We start from the raw sequence: 21,906 nt of genomic DNA on the forward strand, positions 1-21,906 counted from the left end.
GACGGAGGGAGTCAGGAGGCCGGAGGCTGCTTGCCTCATCGTGCTCGGTCGCGCCGATGATCGGACGGCGGACGCCACCTGTCAACGACGTTCCCGGCCTTGGAGTCGTGTCGGAATCCGCCGAGCCCGCCGAATCCGCGGAACCCGTCGTAGCGGTCGGCCCGGCGCGCGGTCGCGGCGCCGCGCGGCACCGGTCACGCCGGCCGGCGGAACCCGATGGTCGGTACGGCCCGGCGCCGCGGCCACGGCTCGACGCTCGCCTCCGGAACCAGCCCCTCCAGGAACGCGTACCGCCGCAGGGCCGCCGGGTCCTGACCCTCGACCGACTGGACCCGGCGCCACCAGGCGGCGATCTCGGACCAGCCGGGGGCCGACAGGGAGCCGCCGAACTCCTGCACGGACAGAGCGGCGGTGAGGCCGGCGAAGGCGAGGCGGTCGGCCAGCGGCCAGCCGGCCAGGGTGCCGGTGACGAAGCCGGCCACGAAGACGTCGCCCGCGCCGGTCGGGTCCAGTGCCTCCACCGCGATGGCGGGCACCTCGGCGCTCTCCCCCGTGCGCCGGTCGACCGCGTAGGCGCCCTCGGAGCCGAGGGTGACCACCGCGAGCGGCACGAACGCGGTGAGCGCGTGCGCGGCGGCGCGCGGGCAGTCGGTGCCCGTGTAGCGCATCGCCTCCTCGGCGTTGGGCAGGAACGCCTCGCAGTGCTCCAGGTCGGACAGGCCCGCCAGGTCCCAGGCGCCTGTGTCGTCCCAGCCGACGTCCCCGAAGATGCGCGTGCCCTCGCCCGCGGCCTGGGCGATCCACGGGGAGCGCCGGCCCGGCGTCAGGGAGGCCACGGCGGCACGCGCGCGGGGCCGGCACTCCGGGACGCCCTCCTGGAGGAACACGGCCTCCGGGGGCGGCTCGTGGCCGTGCGAGACCATGGTGCGCTCGCCCTCGTACGCCATCGAGACGGTGACCGGCGAGTGCCAGCCGGGCACGGTGCCGGACGGGGACAGGTCGATGCCCTCGCCCTGTTCCAGCGCGTCCCAGCAGTAGTCGCCGTAGTGGTCGTCGCCGAAGGCCGCCGCCAGGGAGGTCCGCAGTCCCAGCCGGGCCAGCGCGGTCGCCATGTTGGCCACCCCGCCGGGGCTCGACCCCATCCCGCGCGCCCAGGACTCGGTCCCGCGCACCGGGGCGGAGCCGAGTCCGGTGAAGATGATGTCGAGGAAGACGGTGCCCGTGAGGTACACGTCCCAGGGCGGATCGTCCGCCGAGCGCAGCCCGGCCAGCGGGTCGACCTGGGCATCGACGTGGGCGTGCGGTGCCCCGACGATGTACTCCCGGTCCTCCCGGTCCACCCGGTTCGTGGAGTCTTCCCGGTCCTCCGGGTACTCCGGTCCCGCTCCGGCGGACGTGTTGGACGCGGTCACGGTGCGCTCCCTGACGTGGTGCTGGTCCGGCCAGTGTGCACCAGAGCGCCGACGGCGCGTCGGCGCTCACGCCGGGGAGCGCGGGCCGCGTCTACCAGCGGGGGGTCGGCGGGGCGGTCCAGCCCGGTACGGCGACGCGCATCGCCGCCGCGTCGTCCCGGTCCCGCAGGCGGCCGTCGTCCTCGGCCCAGCGGCGGTGCAGGAAGGCCAGCCTGTCCCGGTCGAGTTCGACGCCGAGACCGGGGCCGTCGGGGACGGCGACCCGGCCGCCGTCGAAGGTGAGCCGCTCGGTCAGGACGTCCTCCGACTGCCAGGGGTAGTGGGTGTCGCAGGCGTGGTGGAGGCCGGGCACGGTGGACGCCACATGGGTCATCGCGGCCAGGCTGATCCCCAGGTGGGTGTTGGAGTGCATCGACACGCCGACGCCGAAGGCGGCGCACAGGGCCGCCAGGTGCTGGGTGTTGCGCAGGCCGCCCCAGTAGTGGTGGTCGGAGAGCAGCACCTGGACCGCGTTCGAGGTGAACGCCTCCTTGATCTCGGCGAAGGTCGTCACGCACATGTTGGTGGCCAGCGGCACGCCGGTCCGGGCGGCCACCTCGGCCATGGCGGGCGTGCCGAGGGCGGGGTCCTCCAGGTACTCCAGGACGTCCCCGAGCTGCCGGGCCACCTCCACGGAGGTCTCCACCGACCAGGCTCCGTTGGGGTCCAGCCGCAGCGGGTGTCCCGGAAAGGCCTCGGCCAGGGCCCGTACGGCGGCGATCTCCTCCTGGGGCGGGAAGACGCCGCCCTTGAGCTTGAAGGAGGTGAAGCCGTGGCGCTCGGTGAACCCGCGCGCCTGCTCCACCACCCCCGCCGGGTCGAGGGCGGCGCCCCAGTCGTCCTTCTCGCAGTCGACGCCCTCCGGATGCCCGGCCCACTTGTAGAAGAGGTAGGCGCTGTACTCGACAAAGTCGCGCACCTTGCCGCCGAGCAGCGCGTGCACGGGCAGGCCGAGCGCCTTGCCGAGGGCGTCCAGGCCGGCGACCTCGAAGCCGGACAGGACGGACAGGCGCAGTTTGTCGGCGGTCTGGACGCCGCGCAGCCCGCCGACGTCGACGGCGTCCTCCACCCGGGAGGCGTCCACGGCGAGTTCGAGGCCGAACAGGCCGTTCAGGTCGGTGATCCGGCGTCCGATCAGCCGGTCGGCGAGCGGGCGGGCCAGCTCCAGGTACTTGGTGTCGCCGTAGGTCTCGCCGTATCCGGTGATCCCGTCGGCCGTCACCACCTCCACGATCAGGCGGGGGGTGTACGGCTGGTGGACGCCCTGGGTGTTCAGCAGCGGCGGGTCGGCGATCAGGATCGGGGTCAGCCGTACCTCGGTGACGGTGAGGTCGCGGGTCACGGGGCGGCTCCCACCATGTCGAGTCCCGCGGCCAGCAGTTCCCTCAGGTCGGCCAGGTCGGCGGGCGAGGGGTCGGTGAGCGGGGCCCGTACGGGTCCGACGGCGCGCCCGCGCAGCCGGGCGGCCGCCTTCACCAGGGACACGGAGTATCCGGGCACCCGGTCGCGCAGTTCGACGAAGGGGACGTAGAAGTCGCGCAGCAGCTTGTCGGCGGAGCCGCCGTCGCCGGACCGCAGCGCGGCGAAGAAGGCGTTCGCGATCTCCGGGGCGAAGGCGTGCACGGCGGAGGAGTAGGCGGGGACGCCGACGGCGGCGTAGGCGCGGGCCTGCATCTCGGCGGTGGGGGCGCCGTTGAAGAACAGGAACCCCTCGGGGGCGGCGAGGGTGAGCCGCTGGAGGCCGTCGAGGTCGCTGCGGCCGTCCTTGAGGCCGATCACCGAGGGGATCCGCGCGATGCGCCGGAACGCCTCCAGGCCGTACACCGCCTGGCCGCGCTGGTAGGCGATGAGCGGGAGCGGGGTGCGGGCCGCGAGCTGTTCGAGCTGGGCAGCCAGTCCGTCCTGCGGTGCGGCGACGAGGTAGTGCGGCAGGACGAGGAGCGCGTCGGCGCCGGCCTCCTCGGCGACGCGCGCGAACCGTGCGGCCTGCGCCCAGCCGTATCCGGCGCCCGCCACCACGGGCACCCGGCCCGCCGCCTCCTCGACGGCGATCGAGACGACCTGGCGGTACTCGTCCTCGTCCAGGGAGAAGAACTCGCCGGTGCCGCAGGCCGGGAAGACGGCGCCGGGCGCGGTGGCGAGCTGGGCGGCCAGGTACGCGCGGCAGCCGTCGGGGTCGAGCGAGCCGTCGTCGTGGAACGCCGTCAGCGGGAAGGACAGCACACCGCCCGCCATCCCGTCCCGCAGTCTGCGCACCACATCGGACGGACTCGCGGTGTTCGTCTCCGGACTCACCCTGGCCATCTCCCCACATAGACGTCATCCACGTATGGGAACGGAGTTTAGAAACACGAACATGCTGCGTCAACGGGCCCGCGGGGGTCGCGTCGTCGGCCGCCCGAAAACCCGTGGACGTCAAAAAACCCGCATGCGCCGGGCGCACAGGGCGCCGGCGCATGCGGGAGGCGGATTCGGCGGGGGCTTACGGGAACTCGTACGCCTCGACCTCGGCGAGGTACTGCCGGCGCAGCTCCTCGTCGTGCTCCAGGAAGGAGGCGAGGAAGGAGTTGCGGGCCAGTTCGCGCAGCCGGTCCTTGCCCAGGCCCAGGGTGTCGCGCACGGCGTGGAAGTTGTCGCCCACGTAGCCGCCGAAGTAGGCAGGGTCGTCGGAGTTGAGCGTGCACAGGAGGCCGGCGTCCAGCATGGCGGGCAGCGGGTGGTCGGCCAGCGTGTCGACCGCGCGAAGGCGGACGTTCGACAGGGGGCACAGGGTGAGCGGGATCCGGTCGCGCACCAGACGGGCGACCAGCTCCGGGTCCTCCATGCAGCGCAGCCCGTGGTCGACGCGCTCGACGCCGAGCACGTCGAGGGCTTGCGTGACGTACTCCGGCGGGCCCTCCTCGCCGGCGTGCGCCACGCGCCGCAGCCCGAGGGCGGCGGCGGCCTCGTACACCTCGCGGAACTTCGCCGGCGGGTGGCCCGCCTCGGCCGAGTCCAGTCCGATCCCCGCGATCCGGTCGAGGTACGGCTTGGCGGCCTCCAGCGTCTCCATGGCCGACTCGGCGGACTCGTCGCGCAGGAAACACATGATCAGCCGGGTCGAGACGCCGTGCTTCTCCTGGCTGCGGCCCAGCGCCCGCCACAGCCCGTCGACGACCGTGCCCATGCCGACGCCCCGGGCGAGGTGGGCCTGCGGATCGAAGAAGATCTCCGCGTGCCGCACGCCCTGCGCGGCGGCCCGCGCGAGATAGGCGTCGGCCAGGTCCTCGAAGTCCCGCTCGGTGCGCAGGACGGCCATGAGCTCGTAGTACAGGTTCAGGAAGGTCTGGAGGTCCTCGAACCGGTAGGCCTCGCGGAGCGCGTCGGTGTGCGCGTACGGCAGCTCGACGTCGTTGCGCGCGGCCAGCTCGAAAGCGAGCTCGGGCTCCAGGGTGCCTTCGATGTGCAGGTGCAGTTCGGCTTTCGGCAGCGGCATCGGAACATCGTACGGCCTGGTCAGCGGCGTTTCGGAACCGCCACCCTGAGCAAGTCGCGCGCCACGGTCAGTTCGCCGTCGAACCCGGCCGCCCGCGCCTGCCGCTCGAACTCTCCCCCGAGGTCGGTGTACCGCTGACTGAAGTGGGTGAGGACCAGATGCCGCACGCCGGCGTCCCGCGCCACCCGCGCCGCCTGACCGGTCGTCAGGTGGCCGTACTCGACGGCCAGTTGCTCGTCCTCGTCGAGGAAGGTCGACTCGATGACCAGCATGTCGCAGCCCTCGGCGAGCGCGTGCACGCCCTCGCACAGCCGGGTGTCCATGACGAACGCGAACCGCTGTCCGCGCCGCACCTCGCTGACGGCCTCCAGCGGCACCCCGCCCAGGGAGCCCTCGCGCTGGACGCGGCCCACGTCCGGGCCCTTGATCCCGTGCGCGGCGAGCCGCTCGGGCAGCATGCGGCGCCCGTCCGGCTCGACGAGCCGGTAGCCGAAGGACTCCACCGGGTGGGAGAGCCGGCGGGCTTCGAGGGTGTACGCCGGGGTCGTCGCGAGGACGCCGTCGGCGTCGACCGGGGCCTCGGTCAGCTCGACCGTCTCGCGATAGGCGGTGGCGTAGCGCAGGCGCTCGAAGAAGCGCCGGCCCGAACGCGGGTAGTGGGCGGTGATCTCGTGCGGCACCCGGTCGAGGTTGATCCGCTGGATCACCCCGGCCAGGCCGAGGCTGTGGTCACCGTGGAAGTGGGTGACGCAGATCCGGTTCAGGTCGTGCGCGGCGACCCCGGCGCGCAGCATCTGGCGCTGGGTGCCCTCGCCGGGGTCGAACAGGATGCCCTCGCCGTCCCAGCGCAGCAGATAGCCGTTGTGGTTGCGGTGCCGGGTGGGCACCTGGCTGGCGGTCCCGAGGACGACCAGTTCGCGTACGGACACGACGACCTACCCGGGGGGCCACTCGAGGCCGCGGCCGCCGAGGACGTGCGCATGGGCGTGCCAGACGGTCTGACCGGCGCCGGAACCGGTGTTGAACACGATGCGGTAGCTGTCCAGCTTGTCCTCGTCTGCGATCGCCTGCGTCTCGCGCAGGACGTCCGCGGCGAGTTGGGGGGCCTCGGTGGCGAGGACCGCGGCGTCCTTGTAGTGCGCCTTGGGGATCACCAGGACGTGGGTGGGCGCCTGGGGGTTGATGTCCCGGAAGGCGACGGTCGTCTCCGTCTCGCGGACGATCGTGGCCGGGACCTGTCCCGCGACGATCTTGCAGAACAGGCAGTCGCCCTGGGGTTCCCCTGCCATGCGGTGCTCCTCACGCCGGGTTGATCGGGTACGGGGGCATGGTATCCAGGGCGCGCTGATCCGGCCGGGTCCGGGGGCCGCGGCCCCCGGACGGTCACGGCAGGGACGGCGGCGTCTTCGCGGGCGTCTCCTGGAGCGCCTGAAGCGCGAGGCGGATCGCCTCGTCGAGTTGGACGTCATGGCCCGCCGCGTGGTCCTGCGGGCGTTGCGCGACCTCGACGTCCGGGTCCACCCCGTGGTTCTCCACGCCCCACCCGTAACCCTCCAGCCAGAAGGCGTACTTGGGCTGGGTGATCAGCGTGCCGTCGACCAGGCGGTAGCGGCTGTCGATGCCGATCACGCCGCCCCAGGTGCGGGTGCCGACGACCGGCCCGATGCCCAGCGCCTTGATCGCCGCGTTGACGATGTCGCCGTCGGAGCCGGAGAACTCGTTGGCGACGGCGACGACCGGTCCGCGGGGTGCGTCCAGCGGGTAGCTCTCCGGCCGCATGCCGCGCGGCAGGTCCCAGCCGACGATCCGCCGGGCCAGCTTCTCCACCACGAGCTGGGAAGTGTGGCCACCGCGGTTCTCGCGGACGTCGACGACGAGCCCTTCGCGGGCCACCTCCACGCGCAGGTCGCGGTGGATCTGCGCCCAGCCGGGGGCCTGCATGTCCGGTACGTGCAGGTAGCCGAGGCGGCCGTCGGACCGCTCGTGGACGTAGGCCCGGCGGTCGGCCACCCACGCGTGGTAGCGCAGGGGCTCCTCGTCGGCGACGGGGACCACGACCGCGTGCCGCGGGTCGCCCCCGCCGGCCGGCAGGACGGTCAGCTCGACCGGCTTGTCCGCCGTGCCGACCAGCAGCGGGCCGGGGCCGGCCACCGGGTCGACCGGGCGGCCGCCGACCGCGACGATCGCGTCCCCGGCGCGCACCGCGACGCCGGGAGCGGCGAGCGGGCTGCGCGCGTCCGGGTCTGAGGTCTCCGAGGGCAGGATCCGGTCGATCCGCCAACTCCCATCCTCGTGCTGGGAGATGTCTGCGCCGAGCAGCCCCTGCCGGGTGCCGTGCCCGAAGCCGCCGGGCGGCATGACGTAGGCGTGCGAGGTGCCCAGCTCGCCGTGCACCTCCCAGAGCAGGTCGACCAGGTCGTCGTGGGTGGCGATCCGGTCCAGGACGGGCCGGTAGCGGTCGAGGACGCCGTCCCAGTCGACGCCGCCCATGTCCGGCCGCCAGAAGTGGTCCCGCATGATGCGGCCGGTCTCCTCGTACATCTGCCGCCACTCGGCGGCCGGGTCGACGGTCTGCCGGACCCGGCCGAGGTCGACGGTGATGTTGGAGTCGCTGTCCTCGTCGCCGGAGGCGCGCCGGTCGCTGGGCACGACCTTGAGCTTGCCGTCCGTCCACAGCAGGACCCGCTTGCCGTCGCCGCTGACCGCGAAGTGGTCGGCGTCGGCGGCGAGGTGCTCGATGCGCTGCTGGAGGAGGTCGTAGCGCTCCAGTTCGGTCTTCGGGTCGGGGTCGTCGGGCGTGGCGCGGGAGGCGCCGAGAACACCGCGCACCGGGTGCCTGAGCCAGAGCACGCCGTCCTTGGCGGCGCACAGGTTGGAGTAGCGCGCGGCCTCGACCGGGAACGGCACGATGCGGTCGGCCAGGCCCTCCAGGTCGATCCGGGTCGCCGGGATGCCCTCGCTGTCCGGGGTCTCCTCCTTGTCGGGCGCCTCGAAGGGCCGGCCGTGCCGCTGCGGACCGAACGGCGAGGGGGTCGCCGCGGCGAGCGTGATCAGGTGCGGGCGGGAGCTCTCGACGAACGCCAGGTCGAAGACGTGCTCGTCGTAGACCGGGTCGAAGGAGCGGTGGGAGAGGAAGGCGAGGTGCTTGCCGTCGAGGGTGAACGCGGGCGCGTGGTCCCGGAAGCGCAGCGGGGTCGCCTCGGTGACCGACAGGTCGGTGGTGTTGGCGAGGCGGAGCTGGCTGAGGGGGCGCGGGCCGGGATGCGACCAGGCCAGCCAGGCGGAGTCGGGCGAGAAGGTGAGGTCGCCGACGTCTCCGTGCTCGCTGCGGTCGACCTCGCGCACCTCGCCGCTCTCGCGTTCGACGAGCAGCAGCCGGCCGTCGTGCGAGGCGACGGCGACACGGCTGCCGTCGGGGGTGGTGGCGAGTTCAAGGACGCGGCCGAGCTGCCCGGCGCCCAGCCGGCGCGGGGTCGCGCCGGGCGCCAGGCCGGTGGCGGGCGCGAACTCCAGGGCGTCGTCCCCCTCGGCGTCCGTCACCCACACCACCCACTCCTCGCCCTCGGCGCGGAAGGTGCGCGGCAGCCGGGTGCGTACGCCGGGCTCGGCGGCGAGCGCGCGGGCGGGACCTGAGCGGTGGGTGACCCAGTGGACGGCGCCGCGCACGGCGACCGCGCTGCCGCGCGCGGTGTGGTCGGGGGCCGCCGAGCCGAACCAGTGGGAGGCGTTCACCGGATACGGCTGGAGGTCGACGCGCGGCCCGCCGAGCCGGACGTCGATCCGGCGCGGCTCGGCGCCGTCCAGGTCGTCAAGGAGCCACAGTTCACCGGCGCTGGAGTAGACGACGCGGGTGCCGTCGGTGGCGGCGTGCCGGGCGTAGAAGCCTCCCCCACTCTCGGCTCCGCTCGAGCGGGAGGTGCCCCCATACGGGGTGTGCCGGCGCAGGTCGGAGCCGTCGGCGAGGGAGGAGTACAGCGCGCCGGTGCCCTCGTGGTCGGAGAGGAACGCGATCCTCTCCCCCACCCACAGCGGGTATTCGAGGTTGCCGTCCAGGTCCTCGTGCAGCCGGACGAACTCCCCGGTGTCCTCACGGTCGATCCACAGCTTGCCCGCGGTGCCGCCCCGGTACCGCTTCCACCAGGCCGCCTCGCGGCCCATCGGCGCGGACAGCAGGACGGTGTGCGGGCCGTGGGCGACGTCGCCGACGGGCCCGTACGGCAGGGTGGTGGCCGGTCCGCCGTCGAGCGGGACGGCGCGCGCCCAGGTGCGGCGCAGGCTGGCCTGGCCCTGGGTGCTGATCGCGAGGACCTCGCCGTCCGGGGTCCAGCCGCGCACCTGGGTCTTCGAACTCCCCCAGTACGTCAGGCGCTTGGCGGGACCGCCGGCGACGGGGGCGATGTGCGCCTCGGGAGCGCCGTCACGGGTGGAGGTCCAGGCGACGAAGGTGCCGTCGGGCGAGATGCGGGGGTGGTTCGCCGGCACGTTGTCGGCGCTGACCCGCCAGGCCCTGCCGCCGTCCAGCGGCGCGAGCCACACGTCGTCCTCGGCGGTGAAGGCGACCAACTCACCGCGCAGATGCGGGAACCGGAGATACGCGGAGGAGGCGGACGATACGGACGGCACGGGCGACGGAGACGATGCGGGCTGAGTCACGTGATCACCCTACGCAGGGGCGACGGCGACGGACAGGGGTCGGATGGCTCCCCCCGCATGCGAACCGGCGGCGGTGCGGCCTCACTTGCCCCGGACGGGCCAGCAGGTGGGATCGCCCTGGCACCAGATCGTCCGTGTGACGGTCACCGTGACCGCCGGCTCCGGCTGACCGTGGGTCGGCCGGTAGGTGACGGGCGGCCGGTACGTCGGCCCGGTCGTGGCGTCGCAGTTGCCGAGGCCGCCCACGTGGAACACGACCCTGCCGCCCACCTTGGCGGTCAGGTCCCCGCGCACACAGGCTCCGTCGACGGCCCGGGTGACCTTCCCGGTGACCGAGATCTTCCGGCCGTCCTTCGTCTCCCCCTGGCAGTCCACGGTGACCACGGTGGTCTCGGACGCCGACGGCGACCGGTTCCCCTGGTTTCCCGCCGTGCGCGTCCGTCCGGCGTCGTCGTCCCTGCCTATGCAGCTGAGCCAACTCACCGACGTGTGTCGCCGGTTCAGCTCCGCCGTCGCCGTCACGTCGGTCGTGGACGCCGCCGAGGCGGCGTTGAGCCCGCCGGGTTCACATGCGACGGCCCCGCCCGCGGCGACCACCGCGAGCACCGCCACGGCCCTCACCCGCCGCCCGCGCGGCAGGTGCCGAATCCGCCTCAATGCCCCCATGTACGGCAGCCTGCCACCGCCACGCCCGGCGCGGTAGAGCGCATACGGCCACACGCGCGCCGCGCGCGCCCGCGCTCATGCGGCCCTGCCGGTCAGGACCAGCGGCCGGTACGGCCCAGCAGCAGGGCGGCGGCCGCCGTGCCGGCGGTGGAGGTGCGCAGCACGGTGGGGCCGAGCACATACGCCTTCGCCCCCGCGTCCCGGAACTGCCCCAACTCCTCGGGCGACACTCCGCCTTCAGGGCCGACGACCAGCACGATCTCGCCCTGGGCGGGGAGTTCGACGGTGGCCAGACGTTCCTCGCCGCTCTCGTGGAGCACGCCGGCGAAGTCGGCTTCGGCCAGAAGTGCGGCAACCTGTTTGGTCGTCGCCGCGTCCGCGACCTCGGGGAAGCGCACCCGTCGGGACTGCTTGCCGGCCTCGCGGGCGGTCGCGCGCCACTTGCCGAGCGCCTTCAGACCCCGGTCGCCCTTCCACTGCGTGATACAGCGGGAGGCGGCCCACGGCACGATCGCGTCCACGCCGACCTCGGTCATGGTCTCCACGGCGAGTTCGCCGCGGTCGCCCTTGGGCAGGGCCTGGACGACGGTGATACGGGGGGACTCCGGCGGTTCCTCGACGAGGGACGCCAAGTCCGAGACCACCAGCCGGTCCTTGCCCTCGGCGGCCTTGACCACGCCCTCGATCCAGCGCCCGCGGCCGTCGGTGAGCACCAGGCCCTCACCCGGCCGCAGCCGCTTGACCGAGACCGCGTGCCGCCCCTCGGGGCCCTCCAGCACGAACTCCGTTCCGATTGCCTTCAGTTCGTCCACGACGAACACCGGCGCGGTCATCGCGCGTCACCTCCTGCCGCAAAACCGGCCGCCAACGCCGCCCGTGCGGCGTCGAGTTCCGCGAGCAGCACCTCCACCAACTGCCCGGCGGGCAGCTCGCGGGCCATCCGGTGGCCCTGGCCCGCCCACAGCGCCATGCCCTGCGCGTCCTTCGCCTTGGCGGCCGCCTTGCGCAGCGGCGCGGTGAGGTGGTGGACCTCCGGGTAGGCGGCGGGCGCGTACGGGCCGTGCTCCCGCATGAAGCGGTTGACCAGTCCACGGGCCGGCCGCCCGGAGAACGCCCGGGTCAGCTCCGTACGCGGGAACACCGGGTCCGTGAGCGCCTGCTTGTGCAGGTCGTGCGCGCCGGACTCGGGAGTGACGAGGAAGGCCGTGCCGAGCTGGGCTGCGCCGGCGCCCGCCGCGAGCACGGCGGCGATCTGGCTGCCGCGCATGATGCCGCCCGTGGCGATGATCGGCAGGGCGACCGCCTCGCGGATCTGCGCGACGAGCGAGAGCACGCCGATCCCGGCGCCGTTCTGTTCCGGCAGGTCGCGGTGGGTGCCCTGGTGGCCGCCGGCCTCCACGCCCTGGGCGATCACCGCGTCCGCGCCCGAGCGGTCCACGGCGAGCGCCTCCTCGGTGGTGGTGGCGGTGGCGAGGACGAAGGTGCCGACCCGGTGCAGGGAGTCCACGACCTCGCGGGCGGGCACGCCGAAGTGGAAGGAGACGACCGGCACCGGGTCCTCCAGGAGCACGGCGAGCTTGGCGTCGTAGCCGTCGTCGCGTCCGGACGCCGGGTCGCCGAGTTCGGTGTCGTACCAGCCGGGCTCACCGGCGAGCTGGTGGGCGTAGAGGTCGACGGCGCCGGTCTCGGCGCTCTCCGGCTGCGGCATGAACACGTTGACGCCGAAGGGGCGGCCGGTCAGCCCGCGCAGCTGCTTGATCTCCTGGTACATGCCGTCGGCGGTCTTGTAACCGGCGGCGAGGAATCCCAGTCCACCGGCATCGGACACCGCCGCGGCGAGCGGCGGCACCGCGGGACCGCCCGCCATCGGCGCCTGCACGATCGGGTGCGGGAAGAGATCGGTCAGTGCGGAGGACATGACGGCATGTTGTCACGTCCTCCTGACGAGTCCGAATCCGGGCGACCTCTGGCATATGCCGGAGGAATCCCTTCCGAGCCAACCACCGAACCCGGCCGACCCCAGCCCCGCGTCAGCGACCGTTGAAGGCGTCCTTCACCTGCGAGAACAGGCCTTGCTGCCCGGTTGACTGTGCCTGCCCGGGGGCAACCCCCGAGACCCCCGGCCGACCCCAGCCCCCGCGTCAGCGACCGTTGAAGGCGTCCTTCAACCGCGAGAACAGGCCCTGCTGCCCCGGCTGACTGTGCCTGCCCGGGGGCAACCCCCGAGACCCCCGGCCGACCCCAGCCCCCGCGTCAGCGACCGTTGAAGGCGTCCTTCAACCGCGAGAACAGGCCCTGCTGCCCCGGTTGGAACTGCCCCTGTGGGCGTTCCTCGCCGCGCAGCTTGGAGAGCTCGCGCAGCACGCGTTCCTGCTCGGGGTCGAGCTTGGTCGGGGTCTGGACCTCGACGTGGACGATGAGGTCGCCCCGGCCGCCGCCACGCAGGTGCGTGACGCCGCGGCCGTGCAGCGGGATCGACTGACCGGACTGGGTGCCCGGGCGGATGTCGACCTCCTCCAAGCCGTCCAGGGTCTCCAGCGGCACCTTGGTGCCGAGGGCCGCCGCGGTCATCGGGATGGTGACCGTGCAGTGCAGGTCGTCGCCGCGCCGCTGGAAGGTCGAGTGCGGCAGCTCGTGGATCTCGACGTACAGGTCGCCGGCCGGACCGCCGCCGGGGCCGACCTCGCCCTCGCCCGCGAGCTGGATGCGCGTGCCGTTGTCGACACCGGCCGGGATCTTCACGGTCAGGGTGCGGCGGGCGCGGATGCGGCCGTCGCCGGCGCACTCCGGGCACGGGGTGGGAACCACCGTGCCGAAGCCCTGGCACTGGGGGCACGGGCGCGACGTCATGACCTGGCCCAGGAAGGACCGGGTGACCTGCGAGACCTCACCCCGGCCGCGGCACATGTCACACGTCTGTGCGGTCGTGCCCGGAGCCGCGCCCTCGCCGCTGCACGTGTTGCAGACGACGGCCGTGTCGACCTGGATGTCCTTCGTGGTGCCGAAGGCCGCCTCGTCCAGCTCGACCTCGAGCCGGATCATCGCGTCCTGGCCCCGGCGCGTGCGCGAACGCGGTCCGCGCTGCGACGCCGTGCCGAAGAAGGCGTCCATGATGTCGGAGAAGTTCCCGAAGGAACCGGCCCCGAAGCCGCTCGCGCCGGCCGCGCCGGCCTGCGAGAGGGGGTCGCCGCCGAGATCGTAGACCTGCTTCTTCTGCGGGTCGGAGAGCACCTCGTAAGCGGCGTTGATCTCCTTGAACCGCTCCTGGGTCTTGGGATCCGGGTTGACGTCCGGGTGCAGCTCGCGCGCGAGCCGCCGGAAGGCCTTCTTGATCTCTTCCTGCGACGCGTCACGGCGCACGCCGAGAACGGCGTAGTAGTCCGTGGCCACCTACGACTCCGCCAGGATCTGTCCGACGTACCGTGCCACTGCGCGTACCGCTCCCATCGTTCCCGGGTAATCCATGCGGGTCGGTCCGACCACGCCGAGCTTGGCCACTGCCTCGCCGCCCGAACCGTAGCCGACCGACACGATGGACGTGGAGTTGAGTCCTTCGTGGGCGTTCTCGTGACCGATGCGCACGGTCATGCCCGGATTCTGCGTCTCACCGAGCAGCCTCAGCATCACGACCTGCTCCTCCAGCGCCTCCAGAACGGGCCGGATCGTGAGCGGGAAGTCGTGAGGGAAGCGGGTGAGGTTGGCGGTGCCGCCGATGACCAGCCGCTCCTCGTTCTCCTCGACGAGCGTCTCCAGGAGGGTGGACAGCACGGTCGAGACGGTACCCCGGTCCTCGACGTCGAAGCCGTCGGGCAGGTCCTCCACGAGGTGCGGGACGTCCGTGAAACGGCGCCCCGCGACCCGGCTGTTCAGCCGCGCCCGCAGGTCGGCCAGGGAGGTCTCCCCGAAGGGCACCGGGCAGTCCACCATCCGCTGCTCGACCCGGCCGGTGTCCGTGATCAGCACGAGCATCACCCGCGCGGGCGCGAGGGCCAGCAGCTCCACGTGCCGCACGGTCGAACGGGTCAGCGACGGGTACTGCACCACGGCGACCTGCCGGGTCAGCTGGGCGAGCAGCCGTACCGTGCGGGCCACCACGTCGTCGAGGTCGACGGCGCCGTCGAGGAAGTTCTGGATGGCGCGCCGCTCGGGCGCGGTCATCGGCTTGACCTCGGCCAGCTTGTCGACGAACAGGCGGTACCCCTTGTCGGTGGGGATACGGCCGGCACTGGTGTGCGGCTGGGCGATGTAGCCCTCGTCCTCCAGGGCCGCCATGTCGTTGCGGACCGTGGCCGGTGAGACGCCCAGGCCATGCCGCTCGGTGAGGGCCTTGGAGCCCACCGGCTCCTCGGTGCCGACGTAGTCCTGGACGATGGCGCGCAGCACCTGAAGCCGCCGCTCGCTGAGCATCGCGCACACCTCCAGGGTCGTTCCTCGGCCACCCGCCTGGCACTCTGCGCATACGAGTGCCAGCTCTACCCGGCCCAGTGTACGGCCGCCGGGTACACCCCCGGCAAGGCCGGGCCGCGAAGGACTACGAGGTCGGGACCAGGATCACCCGGGATCGGCCGGGATGTCGTACCCGGCCGCGGTCGCAGCACTAGCGTCGCCGTATGACGGCTGGTCGGGAAGAACCTCGTAAAGAGCCTCGGGACGAACCTCGGGAAGAGCCTCGCGAAGAGCTGGAATGGGAACGGCTGGCGGACGGCGTCGGGCGGTGCCGCCTTCCGGTGTGGGACTGCACGGCCGGGCTGGTCGTCGGGGCGGACGCCGCGCTGATGGTCGACGCGGGGTCGAGCCGCGCGGAGGGCGCGTGGTTGTGCGCGCGGGCGCGGGAGCTCTCCGGTGGTCGTGTGACACTTCTCGCGCTCACCCACCCGCACTTCGACCACGTCTTCGGGGCGGCCGAGTTCACCGGCGCGGAGGTGTTCGCCGCCGTGGGCGCGGCCGCGGTGTTCACCGGCGGGCGCGAGGAGCTGTGCGCGGACGCGGTGCGCCACGGGCTGGACGCGCGGGCGGCACGCGAGGCGGCGGACGTGCTGGTGCGCCCCGGCCGCGAGGTCGGCGACCGGCTGACCCTGCGGCTCGGCGGCGGGCGGGAGGCGCTGCTGGTGAACGTGGGTCCGGGTCACACGGCGCACGACCTCGCCGTGGTGGTGCCGGGCGAGCCGTCGGTGGTGTTCTGCGGAGACCTGGTCGAGGAGTCCGGCGAGCCCCAGGCGGGCCCGGACGCCGTGCCGTCCCGGTGGCCCGCCGCCCTCGACCGACTGCTGGCGCTCGGCGGCGAGGACGCGCTGTACGTCCCCGGTCACGGAGCGGTGGTGGACGCCGCGTTCGTCCGCGCCCAGCGGGACGCCCTGGCCGCGCGCTTCGGCGTGTCGCCCTGATCGGACACGGGCCTGTCCATATCGTCACTCGAATGCGCCAGTATTCGCCCGACCTCACTCCTCCCTGGAAGAAGCCGCGGACCGAGCCGGAGGTTTCCGCCGAGCCGGGTCTGGTGGTGGAGGAGCCCGGGACGGGCTTCTGCGGGGCGGTGATCCGCTGCGAGGCGGGCACGGTGACGCTGGAGGACCGTTTCGGCAAGCACCGGGTGTTCCCGCTCGCGCCCGGCGGCTTCCTGCTGGAGGGCCGGGTGGTCACCCTGGTGAAACCGTCGTCCGGCCCGGTACGGCCCACCCGCACGGCATCCGGTTCGGTCGCCGTGCCCGAGGCACGCGCGCGCGTGGCCCGCGCCGGGCGCATCTACGTCGAGGGCCGGCACGACGCCGAACTGGTCGAGAAGGTGTGGGGCGACGACCTGCGCGTCGAGGGCGTGGTCGTGGAGTACCTGGAGGGCGTCGACGACCTGCCGGCGATCGTCGAGGCGTTCGCGCCCGGTCCGGACGCCCGCCTCGGCGTCCTCGTGGACCACCTGGTCCCCGGCAGCAAGGAGTGGCGCATCGCCGAGTCGGTGACCAGCGAGCACGCGCTGGTGGTCGGCCACCCGTACATCGACGTCTGGGAGGCCGTGAAGCCGTCCTCGCTCGGGATCGGGTCCTGGCCCCGCGTCCCGCGCGGCCAGGACTGGAAGACGGGCGTGTGCCGCGCCCTGGGCTGGCCGGAGAACACGGGCGCGGCCTGGAAGGGGATCCTGTCCCACGTGCGGTCCTACAAGGACCTGCAACCGGAGCTGCTGGGCCGGGTCGAGCAGTTGATCGACTTCGTCACCGTCCAGCCCGAGTAGCCGCTCGGGTCCGGCTCCGGGTGCTCCGGGCGACTCAGTCCACCAGGTCCCGCACCACCGCGTCCGCCAGCAGCCGCCCCCGCAGGGTGAGCACGGCGCGCCCCGCCTCGTACGGCCCCTCCTGGAGCAGCCCGTCGGACAGCGCGCGCCGGGACGCGGCCAGTCCGTCCGGGCGCAGCAGGTCCAGCGGGACGCCCTCCCGCAGCCGCAGTTCCAGCAGGATGCGCTCCACCCGGCGGTCCTCCTCCGTGAGGAGTTCCCTTCCTGCGCCCGGGGAGCGGCCGGCCGCCAGGGCTGCCGCGTACGCCCCCGGATGCTTCACGTTCCACCAGCGCACGCCCCCCACGTGGCTGTGCGCACCGGGTCCGGCGCCCCACCAGTCGGCGCCGCGCCAGTACAGCTCGTTGTGCAGGCAGCGGCCGGCTTCCGAGGTGGCCCAGTTGGACACCTCGTACCACTCGAAGCCCGCCGCGGTCAGCGTCTCCTCGGCGATCAGGTAGCGGTCGGCGTGCACGTCGTCGTCCGTCATCGGGATCTCCCCGCGCCGGATCCGGCGGGCGAGTTGGGTGCCCTCCTCCACGATGAGGGCGTACGCCGAGACGTGGTCGGGGCCGGCGCCGAGGGCCGCGTCCAGCGAGGCCCGCCAGTCGTCGTCGGACTCGCCGGGGGTGCCGTAGATCAGGTCGAGGTTGACGTGCTCGAAGCCGGCGGCGCGGGCCTCGGCCACACAGGCCTCGGGGCGGCCGGGCGTGTGCGTGCGGTCGAGGATCTTCAGCACGTGCTGCCGGGCGCTCTGCATGCCGAAGGAGATCCGGTTGAAGCCGCCCTCGCGGAGCGTGGCCAGGTAGGCGGCGTCGACCGACTCCGGGTTGGCCTCCGTCGTGATCTCGGCGTCGGCCGCGAGGCCGAACTCGTCGCGGATCGCCCCCAGCATCCGCACCAGGTCGTCCGCGGCCAGCAGCGTGGGCGTGCCGCCGCCGACGAAGACCGTGCGGACCTCGCGCGGGTCGTCGCCGAGCACCTTGCGGGCGAGGCGGACCTCGTCGGTCAGCGTCCCGGCGTAGTTGTCACGGGACGCGAGCACCCCGCCGGTGCCGCGCAGCTCGGTGGCCGTGTACGTGTTGAAGTCGCAGTAGCCGCAGCGGGTCGCGCAGTAGGGGACGTGCAGATAGAACCCGAGAGGCCGGTCGGCCGCCCCGGCGAGCGCGCCCACAGGCAGCGCACCGTCATCGGGAACGGACTCACCATCGGGAAGTGCGGAAGGCATACCTCCCATTGTCCAGCACCCCGGGCGAAGCCCGGGGCCCGGCGGCTGGGGCGGGCGGTTTCTCGGGCGCCGGTGTTTTGTCAGTTGCGTTCGGCCTGGAGTACCAGCAGGGCCAGGTCGTCCTCAGGTGGGCCCGTGCCGAAGTCGTGTACGAGGCGGCGGATGCGCTCGGCGATCGGTTCCGCGTCGAGTCCGGCGCAGCCGGCGAGGGCCACGGCGAGGCCGTCCCCGTCGTCGAACTGGCGGGAGCCGGAGCGCCGCTCGGTGACGCCGTCGGTGACGCACAGCAAGGTGTCGCCGGGTCGCAGCTCGAAGGTCTCGCAGGCGTACGTCTCGTCCTCGATCACCCCGAGCAGCGCCTGCGGCCGGGCCGCCGTACGGACGCCGCCCTCGCGCTCGAGGACCAGCGGCAGCGGATGCCCGGCGGAGGCGAGGGTGCAGCGCACGCCGCCGTCGAAGGGGACCAGCTCGCCGTACAGCAGGGACAGGAACCGGGTCTGGGTGTCGCCGGGGACCGGCGTCCGTCCGCCGGCCGCCACCAGGACGCGCGCGGCGGCGTCGGCGGTCTCGGTGGCATCGTCGAGGAGGAGCTGATTGAGGCGGTCCAGGACGTCGGCGACGCCGTAGCCCTCGCGGGCCAGCAGCCGCAGCCAGGGGCGGGCGAGCCCGATGACCACGGCGGCCTCGGGGCCCTTGCCCTGCACGTCGCCGACGGCGAAGCACCAGCGGCCGTCGCCGGCCGGGAAGAGGTCGTAGAAGTCGCCGCTCGGGCCGCCCTTGTCGCACGGCTCGTACACCAGCGCGCTGCGCAGACCGGGGATCTCGGCGACCGCGCCGGGCAGCAGGCCGCGCTGGAGCACGGCGCTGATGGTGGCCTGGCGGGCGTACTGCCGGGCCGCACCGATGGCGAGGGCGACCCGGCGACTGAGGTCCTCGACCAGCCCGGTGACCTCGTCGGGGAAGCGGAGCAGCCCGGTCCGCCCGATGACCAGCGTGCCCAGCGGACGGCCGCCCGCGATCAGGCGGTACGCCAGCGCCGCGCCGTGGGCCGCGTACGGGCCGAGGGCCTCCCCGGGCCACGGATAGGAGGCGGGCCCTGACCGCAGGCCGTCGGTGGGACGCGGCGGGTCCTTCTCCAGGAATCGCCGCAGTTCCTCGATCCGGCTCTCGCTGCCGTGCCAGACACGGGCGAGCCGCGGCCCGGCCGCGCCGGCCCCGTCGTTCCAGCCTCCGCCGCCCTCGCCTCCGCTCCAGCGCGAGGCCCCCCACCGGCCGGTGGACTCGTCCTCCAGCCACACCGCGCACCAGTCGGCGAGCCGGGGCACGAGCAACTGTCCGGTGAGTGAGGCGACCATGTCCTCGTCGAGCTGTCCGGCGAGCAGGTCGGAGGCCTCCGCGAGGAAGGACAGCGCGCCGCGCCCCAGCCAGTCCCGGTCCCGCCCGGCGCGCTGCGGCTCGGGCGCGGGGACCTCGGCGATGCCGAGCTCGCGTTCCGCGCCGTACGCCGCCTCCTCGTCCTCCTCCGCCGGGCCGGCCTCGGCGGGCAGCCGCGCCCACACCGTCTTGGTGCCGGTCCGGTAGGTGACGCCCCACTCCTCGCAGAGCGTCGCGACCAGTCGCAGGCCGCGGCCGTACTCCGGGGTTTCGTGCGGTGTCCCGGAGCCGTGGTCGCTGGGGGCGCGCGAGGGGTGGTGGTCGCACACCTCGACCACGCAGGCGCCGGTCTCCGGCTCCAGCCGGCAGGTCAGCTCGACGTCGGTGCCCGCGTGCACGACGGCGTTGGTGACCAGTTCGCTGACCACGATCAGGGCATCCTCGGCCAGTCGCTCGCCGATCTCGAACCCGAGGTCCGTCCACTCGGCCAGCGCGGAGCGCAGCACGGCGCGGGCGGAGCGGGGCGCGAGGGAGCCCCCGGGCAGTACCGCGTGGGTCCACGGGCACGCCCCCGCGGTGTGCGCGGCCGCGCCGGACGCGTGCGCGGGTACCCCGGAGGCACGGGAGGCGGTCTCCCGCTGCGTGGGAATGGCCCCCATCTGCGGCTCCCCGGGCGGTCCGGACGAATCGGTTTCGGTCAACGCCGACAGGGTGACAGACCGACCGCGCCCATAAGCAAGGAGTTACCGAAGTGTGTCTCCTTGTATGAGAACTGCACTACCGGAGTGATCAAAGACGGACAGATCCGAGTGCCCGTGAACGCATTCGTGATCGTTCCCCGCGCGCCCGAGGCGCGCGGGGAGTTCACCGGCCGGGCCGCCTCAGCGATCACGCCTCCCGCGCGCCCGCGTACATCTCCTCGATCAGATGCTTGTACTCCCGCTCCACCACGGGCCGCTTCAGCTTCAGGCTCGGGGTGATCTCGCCGTGCTCGACGTCGAGGTCGCGCGGCAGCAGGCGGAACTTCTTGATGGTCTGCCAGCGCTGCAGGCCCTCGTTGAGCTGCCTGACGTAGCCGTCGACCATCTCGACCGTCCGCGGCGCTGCGACGACCTCGGCGTACGGCCTGCCCCCCAGGCCGTTCTCCTTGGCCCACTCCATGATCGCGAGCTCGTCGAGGGCGATCAGCGCGGTGCAGAAGTTCCGGTCGGCGCCGTGCACGAGGATGTTGGAGACGTACGGGCACACCGCCTTGAACTGGCCCTCGACCTCGGCGGGCGCGATGTACTTGCCGCCGGAGGTCTTGATGAGGTCCTTCTTGCGGTCGGTGATGCGCAGGTAGCCGTCCGGGGAGAGCTCGCCGATGTCGCCGGTGTGGAACCAGCCGTCGGCCTCCAGCACCTCGGCGGTCTGCTCGGGCAGCTTGTGGTAGCCCTCCATGATGCCGGGGCCGCGCAGCAGGATCTCGCCGTCGTCCGCGATGCGCACCTCGGTGCCGGGCAGCGGCCTGCCGACCGTGCCGGTGCGGTAGGCCTCGCCGGGGTTGACGAAGGAGGCGGCGGAGGACTCGGTGAGGCCGTAGCCCTCCAGGATGTGGATGCCGGCGCCGGCGAAGAAGTAGCCGATCTCCGGGGCGAGGGCGGCGCTGCCCGAGACGCAGGCGCGCAGCCGGCCGCCGAAGGCCTCGCGGATCTTGGCGTAGACGAGCGCGTCGGCGACCTTGTGCTTGGCGGCCAGGGCGAAGGGCGCGGAGCGGGTGCCGGTGCGCCTGAAGTTGTCCTGGGTGACCTTGGCGTACTCGCGGGCGACCTCGGCGGCCCACTGGAAGATCTTGTACTTGGCCGGGCCGCCGGCGCGCGCCTTGGCGGCGACGCCGTTGTAGACCTTCTCGAAGATGCGCGGGACGGCCGCCATGTAGGTCGGCTGGACGACCGGAAGATTCTCGATGATCTTGTCCACGCGGCCGTCCACGGCGGTGACGTGCCCGACCTCGATCTGGCCGGACGTGAGGACCTTGCCGAAGACGTGCGCGAGCGGCAGCCACAGGTACTGCACGTCGTCGGCGCCGACCAGCCCGGTGGCGGCGATGGCCTTGGCCATGTACGACCAGTTGTCGTGCGGCAGCCGGACGCCCTTGGGGCGGCCGGTGGTGCCGGAGGTGTAGATGAGGGTGGCGAGCTGGTCCTTGGTGATCGCGTCGACCCGCTCCTTGATCAACTCGGGGTGCTCGCCCAGGTACGCGGCGCCGCGCCGCTCCAGCTCGGCCAGGCTGAGCACCCGGTCGCCGGTCTCGACGCCGTCCGCGTCGATGACGACGACGTGGTGCAGCTCGGGCAGCTCGGCGCGCTTCTCCTCGGCCTTGGCCAGTTGCTCGGCGTTCTCCGCGATGAGCACCCTGCTCTGGGAGTCGGAGAGGATGAAGGCCGACTCGCCGGCGCTGGTCTGCGGGTAGACCGTGGTCGTGGCCGCGCCCGCGCACATGATGCCGAGGTCCGCCAGCAGCCACTCCACACGGGTGGAGGAGGCGAGTGCGACCCGCTCCTCCGGCCGCACGCCCAGTTCGATGAGTCCGGCCGCGATCGCGTAGACCCGCTCGGCGGACTGCGCCCAGCTCAGCGACTTCCAGTCGTCCGGACCCGCGCCGGATGCCGCGGGTACGGGGTAGCGGTAGGCCTCGGCGTCCGGTGTGGCCGCCACACGCTCCAGGAAGAGGGCCGCCACGGACGGCGGACGGTTCTCGATCAGGGTCTGTGCGTCGCTCACGACATCCTCCGGGGCCCGCGACAATGCGGCTGGC

General features: G+C 73.2%; 17 protein-coding genes. 2 read left to right on the forward strand and 15 right to left on the reverse strand.

Going from position 1 to position 21,906, the window contains the following annotated elements; translation table 11 throughout:
• Nucleotides 1–194 precede the first annotated feature (194 nt).
• The 12 genes from ACIQFZ_RS04130 to hrcA all read right to left on the reverse strand — a co-directional run bounded on the left by ACIQFZ_RS04130 (nucleotide 195) and on the right by hrcA (nucleotide 14,652).
• The gene (locus ACIQFZ_RS04130; protein WP_402690618.1) at nucleotides 195–1,340 is read right to left on the reverse strand and encodes a carbohydrate kinase family protein; all 1,146 of its coding nucleotides are present in this window, start codon (nucleotides 1,338–1,340) and stop codon (nucleotides 195–197) included.
• A gap of 163 nt (nucleotides 1,341–1,503) precedes the next feature.
• On the reverse strand, nucleotides 1,504–2,793 hold the full coding sequence (locus tag ACIQFZ_RS04135; protein WP_383056964.1) for a glucarate dehydratase family protein: 1,290 nt from the start codon (nucleotides 2,791–2,793) through the stop codon (nucleotides 1,504–1,506).
• On the reverse strand, nucleotides 2,790–3,755 hold the full coding sequence (locus ACIQFZ_RS04140) for a 5-dehydro-4-deoxyglucarate dehydratase (RefSeq protein ID WP_365437175.1): 966 nt from the start codon (nucleotides 3,753–3,755) through the stop codon (nucleotides 2,790–2,792). The genes ACIQFZ_RS04135 and ACIQFZ_RS04140 overlap by 4 nt, the downstream gene beginning before the upstream one ends.
• A gap of 178 nt (nucleotides 3,756–3,933) precedes the next feature.
• Nucleotides 3,934–4,926, reverse strand: a complete 993-nt coding sequence (locus tag ACIQFZ_RS04145; RefSeq protein ID WP_365775339.1) for an adenosine deaminase — start codon at nucleotides 4,924–4,926, stop codon at nucleotides 3,934–3,936.
• Nucleotides 4,927–4,946: 20 nt separating this feature from the next.
• Nucleotides 4,947–5,855, reverse strand: a complete 909-nt coding sequence (locus ACIQFZ_RS04150) for a ribonuclease Z (RefSeq protein ID WP_365437424.1) — start codon at nucleotides 5,853–5,855, stop codon at nucleotides 4,947–4,949.
• Between the two features lie 6 nt (nucleotides 5,856–5,861).
• Entirely contained in the window at nucleotides 5,862–6,215 is a 354-nt protein-coding gene (locus ACIQFZ_RS04155; protein WP_365437421.1) for a histidine triad nucleotide-binding protein, read from the reverse strand.
• A gap of 94 nt (nucleotides 6,216–6,309) precedes the next feature.
• Nucleotides 6,310–9,489 (reverse strand): S41 family peptidase, encoded by a 3,180-nt coding sequence (locus ACIQFZ_RS04160; protein ID WP_402690619.1) that lies wholly within the window; start codon nucleotides 9,487–9,489, stop codon nucleotides 6,310–6,312.
• A 171-nt stretch (nucleotides 9,490–9,660) separates the two neighbouring features.
• Complete coding sequence (locus ACIQFZ_RS04165; RefSeq protein ID WP_376650866.1) at nucleotides 9,661–10,245, reverse strand: hypothetical protein; 585 nt, start codon at nucleotides 10,243–10,245, stop codon at nucleotides 9,661–9,663.
• A 92-nt stretch (nucleotides 10,246–10,337) separates the two neighbouring features.
• Entirely contained in the window at nucleotides 10,338–11,078 is a 741-nt protein-coding gene (locus ACIQFZ_RS04170; RefSeq protein ID WP_402690555.1) for a 16S rRNA (uracil(1498)-N(3))-methyltransferase, read from the reverse strand.
• The gene (locus ACIQFZ_RS04175) at nucleotides 11,075–12,163 is read right to left on the reverse strand and encodes a nitronate monooxygenase (RefSeq protein WP_402690556.1); all 1,089 of its coding nucleotides are present in this window, start codon (nucleotides 12,161–12,163) and stop codon (nucleotides 11,075–11,077) included. Before ACIQFZ_RS04175 ends, ACIQFZ_RS04170 begins: the two co-directional genes overlap by 4 nt.
• A 335-nt stretch (nucleotides 12,164–12,498) precedes the next feature.
• Nucleotides 12,499–13,635: a molecular chaperone DnaJ gene (gene dnaJ, locus ACIQFZ_RS04180; RefSeq protein WP_365431248.1), complete on the reverse strand. Its 1,137-nt coding sequence runs from the start codon at nucleotides 13,633–13,635 to the stop codon at nucleotides 12,499–12,501.
• Nucleotides 13,636–14,652, reverse strand: coding sequence for a heat-inducible transcriptional repressor HrcA (gene hrcA, locus ACIQFZ_RS04185; RefSeq protein ID WP_383056970.1), 1,017 nt, complete (start codon nucleotides 14,650–14,652; stop codon nucleotides 13,636–13,638).
• Between the two features lie 320 nt (nucleotides 14,653–14,972).
• Between hrcA and ACIQFZ_RS04190 the strand changes: the two genes are divergently transcribed.
• Nucleotides 14,973–15,629, forward strand: coding sequence for an MBL fold metallo-hydrolase (locus ACIQFZ_RS04190; protein ID WP_402690557.1), 657 nt, complete (start codon nucleotides 14,973–14,975; stop codon nucleotides 15,627–15,629).
• Nucleotides 15,630–15,661: 32 nt separating this feature from the next.
• Nucleotides 15,662–16,468: a DUF3097 domain-containing protein gene (locus ACIQFZ_RS04195; protein ID WP_402690558.1), complete on the forward strand. Its 807-nt coding sequence runs from the start codon at nucleotides 15,662–15,664 to the stop codon at nucleotides 16,466–16,468.
• A 34-nt stretch (nucleotides 16,469–16,502) separates the two neighbouring features.
• Here the strand turns inward: ACIQFZ_RS04195 and hemW are convergent, their stop codons facing one another.
• The 3 genes from hemW to ACIQFZ_RS04210 all read right to left on the reverse strand — a co-directional run bounded on the left by hemW (nucleotide 16,503) and on the right by ACIQFZ_RS04210 (nucleotide 21,872).
• Nucleotides 16,503–17,735 (reverse strand): radical SAM family heme chaperone HemW, encoded by a 1,233-nt coding sequence (gene hemW / locus ACIQFZ_RS04200; RefSeq protein WP_365422253.1) that lies wholly within the window; start codon nucleotides 17,733–17,735, stop codon nucleotides 16,503–16,505.
• Between the two features lie 80 nt (nucleotides 17,736–17,815).
• Nucleotides 17,816–19,768: a SpoIIE family protein phosphatase gene (locus ACIQFZ_RS04205; RefSeq protein WP_402690559.1), complete on the reverse strand. Its 1,953-nt coding sequence runs from the start codon at nucleotides 19,766–19,768 to the stop codon at nucleotides 17,816–17,818.
• A gap of 229 nt (nucleotides 19,769–19,997) precedes the next feature.
• Complete coding sequence (locus ACIQFZ_RS04210; RefSeq protein WP_376650726.1) at nucleotides 19,998–21,872, reverse strand: AMP-dependent synthetase/ligase; 1,875 nt, start codon at nucleotides 21,870–21,872, stop codon at nucleotides 19,998–20,000.
• Nucleotides 21,873–21,906: the final 34 nt, after the last annotated feature.

The sequence above is a fragment of the Streptomyces sp. NPDC093064 genome, from assembly GCF_044754605.1.
Classification (GTDB): Bacteria; Actinomycetota; Actinomycetes; order Streptomycetales; family Streptomycetaceae; genus Streptomyces.